Raw genomic sequence first — 13,302 nt, 5'->3', positions numbered from 1 at the left:
CTAGTCCCCGATCTGCCGGGACGGCTCCCGGGGCGCCGCATCCTGCGGCAACGGCCGCCAGTCATCCAGCGCATAGGAGCGGAACGTCCGATTGAGAGCCGGCAAGGGCGCGATCTCCATGAACCCCTTGGCGGCATCGATGACGATCATCGCAACCGTCGTGGAAATGCTGTTCGTCTCGCTTTCCCGCGGGGGACGGCAGACGGAATAGGGCGTCAGAAAATCGTCGAAGAGCGCGGCCTTCAGATCGTCGCGCCCGAGCTTCACACCCCGCTCGTCGAGAATGCGGCGCACGCGCCAGTCGCGATAATAGCTTTCCGGAACATAGGGAATGCCCGTGTCGCGGAGTTTAGACAATGCCACCGGACTGACCCAATGGTTCGCATGCACCAGCAGGCCGTTTTCCGGATAGATCGGAAACGCCTCGTCCGGCGCGCACTCCATATCGATGCCGAAACCCGCCGCCGATGCGATCATGATGTTGTTCGAGCAGGACTTCGGCGTCGTGGCCACCGTCTTGATCGCCTTGGCGAAATGGCCGCCTTCCAGCACCTTGCGGCGGATTGCCCCGAGCGGCACGCCCTGCTGGGTGAAATCGCGTTCGCATTCGAGATAGTTGGCCGTGATCGACGTGCCGACGGCGTTGAAGCCGCTGCGCGCCAGACCGCCCGCCTCGACGAAGGTGACGAAGTCGGGACCGTCGTCGCCGCGGCGGACGCGCAGCACTACGCCGGTTTCCGCGCACTCGGCCCGCCAGTCCCAGTTCTGCGCATGCAGCAATGTGCCGCTCTCGCTCCGCTCCGGCATGACGAGCGCACAGGTGCAGCCGTCATCCGGGTCTTCCTCCTCGGCGGCGCCAAGCTCGGCCCGCGCGACGGCGACGATCTCGGTCCGCGCGTTGATCATTACGATGTCTTCGAAAGCGACGCCGGAGCCGTCGGCGATGCCGCGCATCTCCTCCACATAGGTCCCGTCGAATTCACCGATCCGGTCCGCGTAGGAGCGGATAAGGGCGATCCTGCGGTCTTCCGGATAACCGAGCTTTTCGAGGGCGCCGCCATAGAGCCGCGCACTGAGTGCGATCCTGCCCGATAGAAGCGCGCCGTATTGCCGGCCTCGTTCGTGAGGCGCGCCTGTCAGTGTCACGAGCGGAAAGGGGTCGATCTGCATGCCTGCTCCGTTTATGTCTTTTTGGTTCTATATATTCACAAAAAACCGTTGTCTATTATTTTGTCCTCAATTTTGGAATTTTGAAATCATGGGAAACGATTGCACCAACGTCACGACATCCCTATATTCGCGCAGAAACAACAGGATGCGCCGGAAAATGGCGCGGCATGGAGGCACCCTTTGGCGGAGACCGGAGCACCCGAACAGACATCGGCGCTGAGCAACCTCCAGGCCGATGTGGCCAGAAAGGTTTTCGCCCTGATCAAACAGGGCCGCTGGGGCGTGAAGGAACGCATCTCCGAAACGGCGCTCGCCAGGGAACTCAGCGTCTCCCGCACGCCCGTTCGTCAGGCCTTGCAGCTTTTCCTGTCCCAAGGGCTGATCGAACATTCCGCGACGCGTGGCTTCCAGCTGGCGCGAGACCCGCGCGAGGTCTCGATGGAGGATGTGATCGGCGAATCCGAAACCGAAACCCTCTATAACCAGTTCATGGAAGCACGGGCCGCCGGCAGGATCGGAGAGGAAGTCTCCGAAGCGGAATTGCTGGAGCAGTTTTCCACCACGCGCGGCGCCGTGCGGCGCACGCTGATGCGCATGTCGATGGAGGGCCTCGTCAGCCGCCGCGCCGGGCATGGGTGGCAGTTCGTGGAGTGCCTGGTCAGCAAGGAAGCCGTGGACGAGAGCTACGAATTTCGCCTGATCATAGAGTGCAACGCGCTTCTCGTGCCGGGCTATGCGCCGAAACGGGATCAGTTGCAGGCGCTCATCCGTGAACAGGAAGCCATGCTGACGCGGCCGATCCAGGAGATCAGCCGGACGGAATGGTTCTCGATCAATGCCAGGTTCCATGAATCGATTGTCGCATGGTCGAACAATCGTTTTCTGACGCAAAGCCTGGAGAGGCAAAACAGCCTGCGCCGCATGACGGAACTCAGCGATTTCTCCCATCTGAGCGAACCGCGGCTGAGGGAATCCGCGCAGGAGCACTTGACGATCCTGCGCACCATCGAGGCCGGCGACTACAATTTCGCCTCCGCCCTGCTTCGGCGCCATCTCAGCCGGGCGAGTTCGGTTTCGTTCGACGAACCTTCAGAATGATCGTGCGGGACCCGGTTGCCCAAGGGCGTGGTCAGCCGAGGACCGCTTTGACCGCGTCGGCTGTTACGGAAACGATCGTCGCAGCTTCATCTTCGGTCAGGCAAAGGGGTGGCGCGAAGCCGATGATGTCGCCCTGCGGCATGGCCCGGGCAATCACTCCGCGCTCCAGCATGGCGGCTGCAATGGCAGGACCGACCTTGCGGGAGGCATCGAAGAAACGCCGGTCGTCCCGGTCCTCGACAAGCTCGATGGCCGCGATCATGCCATCGCCGCGCACATCGCCGACATGGGCGTGATCGCCAAGCGCCTCCTTCAGAGCCTTGCGGAAATAAGCGCCGGTGGTGCGGGCATTCCCGACAAGGCCAAGCTCGTCGATCAGTTCGAGATTGGCGACACCGGCGGCCGCGCAGATCGGGTGCGCGGAATAGGTCCAGCCGTGGCCTATTGGCCCCATCTCATCCGATCCCTGCACGAGCACTTGCCACATGCTTTCGCTGACGATGCTGCCGGAAAGGGGAGCGTAAGCCGAGGTCAGTCCCTTGGCGATGGTGATGAGGTCCGGCTCCATGCCGTAATGATCGGAGCCGAACATCGTGCCCAGGCGGCCGAAGCCGGTAATGACCTCGTCGGCGACCAGCAGAATGTCGTACTTCCTGAGCACGGCCTGAATGGCGCTCCAGTAGCCTGAAGGTGGCGGGACGATGCCGCCGGTGCCGAGGACCGGTTCGCCGATGAAGGCGGCGATGGTATCCGGGCCTTCGGCAAGGATCAGGGCTTCAAGCTTTTCAGCGCAATCCGCCGAAAACTGCTCCTCGCTCATGCTGCGGTCTTCACGGCGGAAATAATAGGGCGCCTGCGTGTGCAGGATCGGGCTGCGCGGCAGGTCGAATGCTTTCTGGAATGCTTCGAGACCTGTCAGACTGCCTGTCATGATGCCGGAGCCGTGATAGCCGCGCCAGCGCGAAATGATCTTTTTCTTCTCCGGGCGGCCGAGCACATTGTTGTAGTACCAGATGAGCTTGATGTTCGTCTCGTTGGCGTCGGAACCCGACAGGCCGAAATAAACGCGGCTCATGCTCTTCGGCGCACGGTCGATGATCATTTTCGCAAGCGTCACCGAAGCTTCCGTGCCGTGGCCGGCATAGGCGTGATAATAGGCGAGATTGCTGGCCTGTGCCGCTATCGCGTCGGCAATCTGCCGGCGGCCGTATCCGACATTCACGCAATAAAGCCCGGCAAAGGCATCGAGACTGCGTTTTCCCTGTGTGTCGGTTATGTAGACGCCCTCCCCTGTGGCGATGGTCCTTGCCGGCAGTTCGCCACGGGCATGGGCACCCATATGCGTCGAGGGATGGAAGAAGTGATCCCTGTCCCAGGCGGTCAGGTCGTTGCGTCTGTCAGTCATGCTGTTTCCTTTCATTCCGCCGCCCGGGCGGCCGTATCGATGCAGAGGTATTTGAGTTCGGTGAAGGCCTCCAAGCCGTGGCGCGAACCTTCGCGCCCTGTTCCGGAGTGTTTCCAGCCGCCGAAAGGAACCGGGCTTCCGGTCATCTTCACCCGGTTGATCGCGATCATTCCGAAATCGAGGGCGCGGCCCATGCGCCACTGGCGCGCGCCGTCGGCCGTCACCACGTAGGCGACGAGACCGTAATCCGTTGCGTTGGCACGGCGTATGACCTCTTCCTCGGTGTCGAACGAGGTGACTGCCGCCACGGGGCCGAAGGTTTCCTCGCGCATGATCAGGGCATCGTCGGGCACGTCCGCCAGCAATGTCGGGGTGTAATAGAGCGGGCCTGCCGCATGCCGGCCGCCACCGGTCAGGCATCTTGCGCCGCGGGCGATCGCGTCGCGCACCTGCTCATCGACTTTTGCAACAGCCCTTTCATGGATCAGCGGGCCGATTTCCGTGCCGGCCTCAAGACCGGAGCCAACGCGTAGCCCGGCTATTCTTTCGGCGAAAAGCGTAAGGAAGGCGTCCTTCAGCGAGCGATGGACGAAGATGCGGTTGGCGGCGAGGCAATCCTGGCCGGATGTTGCGAACTTGGCATCCATCGCGATATCGACGGCGCGGCCGAGATTGGCATCCTCGAAGACGATCAGCGGCGCATGGCCACCCAGTTCCATGACCAGCCTCTTCATGGAAGGGGCGCAACGGGCGGCGATACGGGCTCCGACCGGGCTGGAGCCCGTAAAGCTCAGGGCCCGCACGCGCGGATCGTCGCACAGCACGCCGACGATTTCTTCTGCGTCGCCCGTGACGATATTGAATACGCCTGCCGGCAACCCGGCGCGCTCGCCAAGCTCGGCCAGCGCCAGGGCGGACAAGGGCGTTTCGGAAGACGGATGGGCAACGACGGTGCAACCGGCGGCAAGCGCGGCGGCGGCCTTTCTGGTCAGCATTGCGGAGGGAAAGTTCCACGGCGTGACGAGGGCCGCGACACCGAGCGGTTCGCGCCGCACGATCATTTCGGCATCAGGCAGATGGGAGGTAATGCCCTCGGTATTCAGGCGGCAGCCTTCTTGCGCAAACCATTCCAGGAAGGATGCGGCGTAATCGATCTCTGCCCGCGCTTCCACAATCGGTTTTCCCTGCTCCAGAACCATCAGCAGGGCGAGATCCTCGCGATTCCCGATCATCAACGCATGCCAGCGCTGCAATATGGCGCCGCGTTCCTGCGGCAGCAGCGATTGCCAGCCGGCAAGGGCCGACGAAGCGGCTTCGATGGCGCTGGCCGTGCCGCTTGCATCGATGGCGGCGACATGGCCAAGCGGCAGACCGCAATCCGGGTCGGTGACAGGGAAATCCTTAGGACCCGCCGTCCAGCGGCCGTCAATATAGGCAAGCTCTCTCAAAAGGCCTGGATCGGCGAGGTTGACGAGCGCGCCGTGGCGCCTGACCCGCACGCCGCCTTCTGCCTTCGGAACGACTGACATTGCTTTTCCCCATCTTATGCGTGGGAATAGAATGTCAGGTATGCAGGGTGATTTCGGGCCGAATAATCCTGCCCGGCAGCCCGTACAGGCTGAATTCGGGCCGTGTTTCAGTCCGCCTCTTCCTTGATCGTCTTGGTGACGATGTAGGTGAAATATTGCTTGATGCCGATTTCCATGCCGAGAAGACGGTCGATGAGGCGCTGGTAGCTATCGATATCGGCCGTCGCGACGGTCAGGAAATAATCGATGCCGCCACCGACGGACCAGCAACCGGTTATTTCCGGAATGGTGGCTATTGCCTGTTCGAAGCGTGCGAAATCATTTTGCCGGTGGCTGGCAAGGGTGATCTCCACCATGACGCGCGTAACGGGCGCGATGCGCTGCCGCACGATGCGGGCATGATAACCGGTCACGATGCCTTCGGCTTCCATTCGCTTCAGCCGCGCCCAGCTTGGCGTGGCAGACAGGCCGACCTGTTCCGCCAGCGCCTGTTTGGTGATGCGTCCGTCACGGCGGACCGCGTCGAGAATTCGCAGGTCTATCGAATCGAGTTTCATCGGAGGTTTCATGCGCTTGGTGTAGCCATTCGTACATGCTCTGTTATGCATCATAATACAGTCAAAAAGGTCCTTGACTATATTTATCATCCATGAAATGTTTTTTGATAAATTATAAAACATAAAAGGGTGAACGCAATGACCTCAATGAAATCCATGCGCCGTATCCTGCTCGCCGCAGCGCTTGCCGGCACCCCGTGCCTGGCCGCCGCCAATACCCTCACCGTGCAGCTTTCCGCGGATATTCGCAGCTCGCAACCCGGCGTCAATCGTGACGCCATTACCGATTCCATCGTGCTCAATGTGGTGGAAGGCCTCGTGGCCGCCGGGGAGAAGGGCGAGATACGGCCTATGCTGGCGGAAAGCTGGACGGTGTCCGGCGACGGGACCGTCTATACGTTCAAACTCCGCAGCAATGTGAAATTCCACAATGGCGAGACGATGACCTCTGCCGATGTGAAGTGGAGCCTCGAAAAGATGCTCGGCACTGCGGAATACAACTGCAAGACCTTTTTCGACGGCAGCCGCGACGCGAAGATAACGGCGATCGAGGTTCCCGATGTGCAGACGGTCGTTCTCAGGCTGGAACGGCCGGATGCGATGCTGCTGAACTATATGGCGCAGGCCCAGTGCGGCGCGACCGGCATCGTTCACAAGTCCTCCTACAATGAGGACGGAAGCTGGAACAAGCCGGTTGCCACCGGTCCTTTCATGTTCGGTGAATGGCGGCGCGGCGAAAGCCTGCAACTGACGAAATTTGCCGATTATTCCATTACCGGCGAGGCAATCGACGGGTATGGCGGCCGCAAGGCTGTGATGGTGGACGATGTCAAGCTCGTGGTCGTGCCCGATGCGGCGACGGCGGTTGCCGGACTGCGCAGCGGAGCGCTGGACATCCTGCCTTATCTGCCGCCGGGAGAAGCGGCCAAGCTGAAAGAGGAAAAGGATTTCACCCTGGTCGCCGCCCCGCATGGCGGCCTGATAACCATGCTGTTCCAGACGGCGGACCCGCTGATGTCGAACATCGCGTTGCGCCGGGCGTTCATTGCCGCGCTCGATACGCCGCAGATCGTGGATTCCGTCACCTCCGGGCTGGGAACTCCCAACAATTCGCTGGTGGCGTCTGGCTCCTTTTACCATACGGCGGCGCATGACAAGGGTTATGCCTATGATCCGGACGCCGTTGCGGCTCTGCTGGCCGAAGCCGGTTACAAGGGTGAAAAGATCAATATCCTCACCAATCGCCGTTCGTCGATCAATTACGATACGGCGGTGATCGCGCAGGCCATGTTGCAATCGGCCGGCATCAATGCCGAGATTGAGGTTCTCGAATGGGCAAGCCAGCTCGACCGTTTCAATAGCGGCAAATATCAGGTCATGGCGTTCACCTACTCCAACCGCCCGGATCCCGGTCTGGCCTACCGCACGGTCGTCGGATCGAAGGACAAGCGCGTGAATGCCATCTGGGACGATCCTGCCGTCGACAGGCTTGTCGATCAGTCGCTGCAAGAGACCGATCCGGTCAAGCGCCAGGCCATCTTCGACGATCTGCATTCCCGGTTCCTGGATCAGGTTCCGTTCGTCATGCTCGCCAACGGCCTCGATGTCGGCGTTTCGGGACCGAGGATCAAAGGTTATCGCACATGGCAGGGCTTTTCGCGCTTCTGGGGTGTTGAACGCAGCGAATGACGCGGCGTTCGGCAGGACATGAACAATGTTGAAGTTTGCCTTTTCCAGATTGCTTTCGGCAATCCCTACCCTCTTCATCGTGTCGGTTGCGGTGTTCGGATTGATCCGTCTGATACCGGGCGATCCCGCAAGCCTCATGCTCGGCGATCTCGCCGATGAGCAGACGCTCGCCGCCGTGCGCGAACGCATGGGGCTCGACCGGCCCATACCCGTCCAGTTTGCGATCTGGATCGGCAATGTCCTGCAAGGCGATCTCGGCCGGTCGATCATCAACGATCAGCCGGTGCTGCAACTGGTGCTGCACCGGTTCACGACCAGTGCCCAGATGGTGCTGATCGCCGTCGGCCTTTCGGTGGGAATAGCGGTCCCGCTCGGCATGATCGCCGCCTGGCGGCAGAACAGTACGCTCGATCTGTCCATCGTCGGCCTGTCCACCTTGCTGCTGTCCATCCCGACGTTCTGGCTCGGCCTGATGATCCTGCTGGCTTTCGGCCTCAAACTCGGCTGGCTGCCCGTAATCGGTTACGTTTCCCTCACCGACAATCCGGTGCAAGGCCTGATCTATCTCGTGATGCCGGTGATGACGCTGGTGCTGCACGAGGCGGGTATCATCGTGCGCATGGCGCGCGCCTCGACACTCGACGTGCTGCGGCTCGACTATATCACCCATGCCCGCGCCAAGGGGTTGAGCGAGACGTCCGTCCTGCTGCGCCATGCCGCCCGCAACGCATTCGGCCCGACCTGGACGCTGATCGGCCTCATCCTCGGAAACCTGCTCGGTGGCGTTGCCGTGGTGGAAACCGTCTTCACCATACCGGGGCTCGGCCGTCTGATCATCGATGCGATCTATGCGCGCGATTATGCCGTCGTGCAGGGCTGCCTTCTTTTCGTGGCCGTGACCTATGTGATGGTCAATCTGGTGGTCGATCTCCTTTATCCCTTTTTTGATCCGCGTGTGACTGCCGAATGAGAAAACATCAACGAAACCGCGCGATTGGCGGTGCCCTCTTTGCCGGTTTCCTGCTTGCGGCCCTGCTGGGCCGGATATGGACGCCATTCGACCCTCTGCGGATAGACCTGCGCAGCAAGCTGCAGGCGCCGGGTGGCGCGCACTGGCTCGGAACGGACGAATTCGGCCGCGACGTTCTGTCCCGGCTGATGGCGGCGGCAGGCAGCAGCGTTTCGATCAGCCTGACGACGGTCTGCTTCGCCATTCTCGCCGGCGTATTCCTCGGCGTTCTTGCCGGTTATACCCGTGGCTGGACCGATCGCGTCATCATGTCTTTCAACGACGCGCTTCTGGCTTTCCCGAGCATGCTTCTGGCGCTTGCATTGCTCTCCATCACCGGCGCCAACATGTATGGCATCATTCTCGCGCTCGGTATGGCCTACACGCCGTCCGTCGTGCGGGTGGTGCGCGGTTCCGTCCTGTCGTTGCGCGAACGCGAATTCATCGAAGCGTCGCGCATCATGGGCAATTCGGCGGCCTATACGATGTTCCGGCACATCCTGCCCAACTGCATGGCGCCGGTCATCGTGCTTGCGACCTCGATGTTCGGCTCGGTGCTGCTGACCGAAAGCGCGCTCAGCTTTCTCGGCCTCGGCGTGCCCCCGCCGGCGCCCACATGGGGCAACATGCTGGCCAGCGCCCGGCCGCATATGGCCGAAGCCGTCTGGCTCGGCATCTTCCCCGGCCTTTGCATCTCGCTCACCCTTCTCGGCATCAATCTCTTCGGAGATGCCATCCGCGACCGGTTCGACCCGCGCATGAGAGGATTGTAAAGCCATGACCCATCCTCTTGTTCAGGTCGACCGCTTGAACCTTCATGTGCGCGGCGATAGCCACCTGCATATCGTCCGTGACGTTTCCTTCAAGATTGCGCCCGGCGAGATCGTCGGCATCGTCGGCGAATCCGGGTCGGGAAAGACGATGGTGGCGCGCAGCCTGATGAGCTTGCAGCCGCCTGCGATCGAACTGACCGGTGGCGACATCCTGTTTCGCGGCCAGTCGATTCCCGGCATGCCTGCGAAGCAGTTGCGCCGGTTGCGCGGTGCCGAAATCGGCATGGTGTTTCAGGAGCCGATGACGTCGCTCAATCCGTCGATGACGATCGGCCGGCAGCTCGACGAACCGCTGAAACTCCACTCCCGCGCAACGACGCAGGAAAGGCACGCGCGGATTGTCGACATCCTGCGGCGCGTCGGCATCCAGGAGCCGGAAGCCGCTTTGAGCGCTTTTCCGCACCAGTTCTCCGGCGGCATGCGCCAGCGTATCATGCTTGCCTCGGCAATGCTCCTGCATCCCGCTCTCCTGATTGCCGACGAGCCGACCACGGCGCTCGATGCGCTCGTGCAGAAGGAAGTGCTGGAACTGATGCTGGAGCTGACGCGGGATCAGGGAACGGCACTTCTGATGATCAGCCACGATCTGCCGATGGTCGCCCGCTATTGCACCCGCATCCTGGTCATGCGGCAGGGCGAAATCGTGGAGGAAGGGGAAACCGCGGCGATACTTGCCCATCCGCGGCACCCCTATACCCGCGATCTCCTGCAGGCGATGCCGACGCGCGGGCCGGTGCGCGAGATTGACGCCACGGCTCCTCCCGTTGTCGAAGTGCGCGGCCTCGAGGTGGAATACCGCGTCAAGGCGAGCCTGTTGGCACGGGGCAAGGCCAAGCGGGCGTTGCACGGCATCGATCTTTCGATCCGCCCCGGAGAGGTGGTCGCGCTTGTGGGCGCCTCCGGTTCGGGAAAAACGACATTGGGACGCGCGATCGCCGGGCTGACGCCGATTTCAGGCGGCAGCATGCTTTTTCGCGGCAAGCCGGTCAAACCCGGGACCGACGGCTACAGGGACTACCGGCTCAACTGCCAGATGATCTTTCAGGATCCGTTCGGCTCGCTCGATCCACGCATCAGGATCCGCGATCTGGTCGCGGAAGCCCTTCGCCATGACGATATGCCCGGCCGCGAGCAGATCGCCGATCGCGTGCGATCCATTCTGGCCGAAGTGGGAATGGACGAGCGCTACCTCGACCGGTTTCCGCATGAATTGTCCGGTGGCCAGCGCCAGCGTGTCGCCATTGCCCGGGCCATCGTGCGGCGTCCGGATTTCGTGATCGCCGACGAGGCGGTTTCGGCACTCGATGTAACCGTGCGCGCCAGAGTGCTCGAGCTTCTGGCGCAATTGCAGCAGCGCTACAAGTTTTCCTGCCTGTTCATCAGCCACGATCTCGGCGTCGTCGAGCAATTGGCGGATCGGGTCGTCGTGATGCGGGACGGCAGCATCGTGGAAGAAGGAAGCCGGGACAGCATCTTCGATGCGCCGCGTTCCGATTACACCCGGGCCCTTCTGTCGGCCATCCCGACGCTTTCGCGCACGGAAACGGGTGTCACCCTCAACTGGCGCTTCGCGGGCGAGACAGCAAAAACAACGGAAATGATGCAGTGAAATACATGATGGACACCTTGCCGCGTGCGGAGCCCCAGGATCGGCTGACGGATCCGGCCGTGCTCCTTGCCATGCTCGATGAAATAGAGCGTCAGGACATCGAGCTTCACAGCCTGCTGATCTGGCAGGAGGATGCGCTCGTCACCGAGGCATACTGGGCGCCTTTCGCGGCCGACAGGCCACATATGATGCACTCCGTCACCAAGAGCTTCACGTCCGTGGCTGTCGGGCTGGCTGTCGGAGAGGGACTGATGTCGGTCGACGACACCGTGATGAGTTTCTTTCCCGAGCATGCCGGGATCAATCCAGCGCCCAATCTTCAGGCCATGCGGGTGCGCCATCTGCTGACCATGACCAGCGGCCACGATCGCGGCATTTCCGGCGGCGCGTGGCGGCGTCTCAAGACGAGCTGGATCGCCGATTTCCTGCGCCAGCCGGTGCCATACGAACCGGGCACCGTATTCGTCTACGACAGTGCAGCAAGCTACATGCTTTCGGCCATCGTCCAGCGCGTTACGGGGCGGCCGGTTCACGACTATCTCGATGAAAAGATCTTTCGCCCCATGTCCATGTCGCCCTCGATGACATGGGATGTCGGACCGGATGGCGTCAATACCGGCGGAAACGGCATGAGCTGCACAGCGCTCGACATGCTGAAGCTCGGCATCCTCCATCTTCAAGGGGGCGCCTGGCAAGGCCGCCAGCTTTTGCCCCGGCAATGGGTTGCCGATGCCACGGCATTGCAGGTGCGCGACGTGGTGCTGGGCGTTTTCACCGGCGATCATTACCTAGGCCCCGGCGAGGAAGGCGACGGCAGCCCCGCCGCGCGGCGCGAGGGCTACGGCTATCAATGGTGGCGCGGACCGCACAACAGTTTTTCGGCCAATGGTCTCTTCGGGCAATATTGCATCGTCCTGCCGGAGCAGAAGGCGGTCGTGGCCTTCACCGGCGGGCTGGCCGACAGCGACCGCAGGGTGCATTCGCTGATCTACGACCATCTGCGCCCGGCGCTTGGCGCCGGCGTATCTGCGAGCGGCCGGGCGGGCGCGTCCTTGCCTGCGCGGCTTGCGGGCCTGTCGCTGAAAACGCAGCCGGGCGTGGTTCGCAACGCGTGTGCCGGCAATGATGCCTATGGTGTCTATCGCATCGCCGAAAACGACCAGCATGTGAGCCGCATTGCAATCCTGCCCATCTCCGGCGGTGTCGAGATCCTGCTGGAAGATGCCGACGGGCAACATCGTATCCATGCCGGTTTCGGCCGGTGGATCGAGGCCATGACGACAATGCCGGGCGCGCGGTTGCACCACTCCTACCAGCCGGAGGGGGGCCTGCGCATTCTGGCCTGCGCGCGCTGGCTGCCCCTGGTGGAAGAGAGCCATGTGCTGGAAATGGATTGGGTTTTTGTCGAAACCGCTTTCAGGGATACGGTCCGGCTGTACTTTCATGAGGGCGATCTGCGCATGACGCGGAAGGTGAATGTCAATTCGATGGAAACGCATCTGCCCGATCTGACGGGGCGGTTCGTCGCGCAGGTTCCGGCAATGGGAGACAGGGATTATGCCTGAGCGTGCAGATGCCATGAAAAAGGTTGCGATCCGTGACATGACGCATGCCGAGTTCGCCGAACGCATGAAAGAACCGGCCGTTATTCTCGTTCCCCTCGGATCGCAGGAGCAGCAGGGGCCGCACGCGCCTATGGGCGATTTCATGTTGACCGAAAGGCTGGCGGAAATGAGCGCCCGCATCGGCGGCGGGCTTGCGGCTCCGACGCTGCCATTCGGTCATGCGGAATTTTTCCGCTCCATGCCCGGCGGGATACAGTTGCGGGCCGAAACCTTCTGTGCGGTTCTCGAGGACATGCTCGGCGCATTTCTCGATCATGGCCATGAGCGGCTGCTGATCTTCAACGGGCATACCACCAATGCATCGCTGATCGACCGGGTCGCCCGGAAGATCCGGCGCGAGCGCGGCACCGCAGTCGCGTCGCTCAATATCTGGAAGATCCTGCCGGAGCGATTGTGGGACGAGCTTTACGGCGAGGCTGGCGCCAGGGTTCGCGGACATGGCGGCGAACCGCTGACCTCGGTCTGCATGCATCTCTTTCCGGAACTGATGCGCCGCGATCTCGCACGAACGCCATCGCCGCGCGGCAAGGCATTCGGCCTGCCGATAGCGGGCGTGTCCGGGGCGCGTTTCGAGGGACAGCCGGTGCAATTGCCGCTGGATTGCCACGAGGTCGACCGGGAAGGCCTGCTGGGCGGGATCTCCGACATGGCGAGCGCCGACAAGGGACGGGCGATCTGCGACCATATCGTCGGTCATACGGCACGCCTGATGCGGCATTTGCTGCAATACGATCCACGGAAGATGCTTGCAGACGTTGACGGGAACCATGATTGAAGG

11 protein-coding genes are annotated in these 13,302 nt (G+C 62.0%); 7 read left to right on the top strand and 4 right to left on the bottom strand.

What is annotated here, in order from left to right; genetic code table 11:
* Nucleotides 1–1,170 carry a C45 family autoproteolytic acyltransferase/hydrolase gene (locus NOF55_RS02175; RefSeq protein ID WP_306409668.1) on the bottom strand — a complete coding sequence of 390 codons (1,170 nt, stop codon included), beginning with the start codon at nt 1,168–1,170 and terminating at the stop codon, nt 1–3.
* Between the two features lie 180 nt (nt 1,171–1,350).
* Here NOF55_RS02175 and NOF55_RS02170 point away from each other — a divergent pair, with 180 nt between their 5' ends.
* On the top strand, nt 1,351–2,268 hold the full coding sequence (locus NOF55_RS02170) for a GntR family transcriptional regulator (RefSeq protein ID WP_306409667.1): 918 nt from the start codon (nt 1,351–1,353) through the stop codon (nt 2,266–2,268).
* A gap of 31 nt (nt 2,269–2,299) precedes the next feature.
* Here NOF55_RS02170 and NOF55_RS02165 read toward each other — a convergent pair whose 3' ends face one another.
* The 3 genes from NOF55_RS02165 to NOF55_RS02155 form a co-directional block, all read right to left on the bottom strand.
* Nucleotides 2,300–3,673, bottom strand: a complete 1,374-nt coding sequence (locus NOF55_RS02165) for an aspartate aminotransferase family protein (RefSeq protein ID WP_306409666.1) — start codon at nt 3,671–3,673, stop codon at nt 2,300–2,302.
* Between the two features lie 11 nt (nt 3,674–3,684).
* Nucleotides 3,685–5,202, bottom strand: coding sequence for an NAD-dependent succinate-semialdehyde dehydrogenase (locus NOF55_RS02160; RefSeq protein ID WP_306409665.1), 1,518 nt, complete (start codon nt 5,200–5,202; stop codon nt 3,685–3,687).
* 107 nt (nt 5,203–5,309) lie between these two features.
* Nucleotides 5,310–5,759 carry an Lrp/AsnC family transcriptional regulator gene (locus NOF55_RS02155; RefSeq protein ID WP_306409664.1) on the bottom strand — a complete coding sequence of 150 codons (450 nt, stop codon included), beginning with the start codon at nt 5,757–5,759 and terminating at the stop codon, nt 5,310–5,312.
* 138 nt (nt 5,760–5,897) lie between these two features.
* On the opposite strand from NOF55_RS02155, the gene NOF55_RS02150 reads away from it, so the two are divergent.
* The 6 genes from NOF55_RS02150 to NOF55_RS02125 are packed head-to-tail and all read left to right on the top strand — an operon-like array spanning nt 5,898 to nt 13,299.
* Nucleotides 5,898–7,448 carry an ABC transporter substrate-binding protein gene (locus NOF55_RS02150; RefSeq protein ID WP_306409663.1) on the top strand — a complete coding sequence of 517 codons (1,551 nt, stop codon included), beginning with the start codon at nt 5,898–5,900 and terminating at the stop codon, nt 7,446–7,448.
* Nucleotides 7,449–7,473: 25 nt separating this feature from the next.
* Complete coding sequence (locus NOF55_RS02145; RefSeq protein ID WP_306409662.1) at nt 7,474–8,418, top strand: ABC transporter permease; 945 nt, start codon at nt 7,474–7,476, stop codon at nt 8,416–8,418.
* Nucleotides 8,415–9,230, top strand: coding sequence for an ABC transporter permease (locus NOF55_RS02140; protein ID WP_306409661.1), 816 nt, complete (start codon nt 8,415–8,417; stop codon nt 9,228–9,230). The genes NOF55_RS02145 and NOF55_RS02140 overlap by 4 nt, the downstream gene beginning before the upstream one ends.
* A 4-nt stretch (nt 9,231–9,234) precedes the next feature.
* Nucleotides 9,235–10,899, top strand: coding sequence for a dipeptide ABC transporter ATP-binding protein (locus NOF55_RS02135; protein WP_306409660.1), 1,665 nt, complete (start codon nt 9,235–9,237; stop codon nt 10,897–10,899).
* Nucleotides 10,900–10,904: 5 nt separating this feature from the next.
* Nucleotides 10,905–12,464 carry a serine hydrolase domain-containing protein gene (locus NOF55_RS02130; RefSeq protein WP_306410176.1) on the top strand — a complete coding sequence of 520 codons (1,560 nt, stop codon included), beginning with the start codon at nt 10,905–10,907 and terminating at the stop codon, nt 12,462–12,464.
* On the top strand, nt 12,457–13,299 hold the full coding sequence (locus NOF55_RS02125) for a creatininase family protein (RefSeq protein ID WP_306409659.1): 843 nt from the start codon (nt 12,457–12,459) through the stop codon (nt 13,297–13,299). The genes NOF55_RS02130 and NOF55_RS02125 overlap by 8 nt, the downstream gene beginning before the upstream one ends.
* Nucleotides 13,300–13,302: the final 3 nt, after the last annotated feature.

The organism is Ectorhizobium quercum (assembly GCF_026552795.1).
GTDB lineage: Bacteria > Pseudomonadota > Alphaproteobacteria > Rhizobiales > Rhizobiaceae > Ectorhizobium > Ectorhizobium quercum.
This window is presented reverse-complemented; position numbering and strand designations above follow the sequence as displayed.

Coding starts and splice junctions, on each gene's coding strand:
- NOF55_RS02175 (WP_306409668.1), bottom strand. CDS start 1,170: ATGCAGATCGACCCCTTTCCGCTCGTGACACTGACAGGCGCGCCTCAC.
- NOF55_RS02165 (WP_306409666.1), bottom strand. CDS start 3,673: ATGACTGACAGACGCAACGACCTGACCGCCTGGGACAGGGATCACTTC.
- NOF55_RS02160 (WP_306409665.1), bottom strand. CDS start 5,202: ATGTCAGTCGTTCCGAAGGCAGAAGGCGGCGTGCGGGTCAGGCGCCAC.
- NOF55_RS02155 (WP_306409664.1), bottom strand. CDS start 5,759: ATGAAACTCGATTCGATAGACCTGCGAATTCTCGACGCGGTCCGCCGT.
- NOF55_RS02150 (WP_306409663.1), top strand. CDS start 5,898: ATGACCTCAATGAAATCCATGCGCCGTATCCTGCTCGCCGCAGCGCTT.
- NOF55_RS02145 (WP_306409662.1), top strand. CDS start 7,474: ATGTTGAAGTTTGCCTTTTCCAGATTGCTTTCGGCAATCCCTACCCTC.
- NOF55_RS02140 (WP_306409661.1), top strand. CDS start 8,415: ATGAGAAAACATCAACGAAACCGCGCGATTGGCGGTGCCCTCTTTGCC.
- NOF55_RS02135 (WP_306409660.1), top strand. CDS start 9,235: ATGACCCATCCTCTTGTTCAGGTCGACCGCTTGAACCTTCATGTGCGC.
- NOF55_RS02130 (WP_306410176.1), top strand. CDS start 10,905: ATGATGGACACCTTGCCGCGTGCGGAGCCCCAGGATCGGCTGACGGAT.
- NOF55_RS02125 (WP_306409659.1), top strand. CDS start 12,457: ATGCCTGAGCGTGCAGATGCCATGAAAAAGGTTGCGATCCGTGACATG.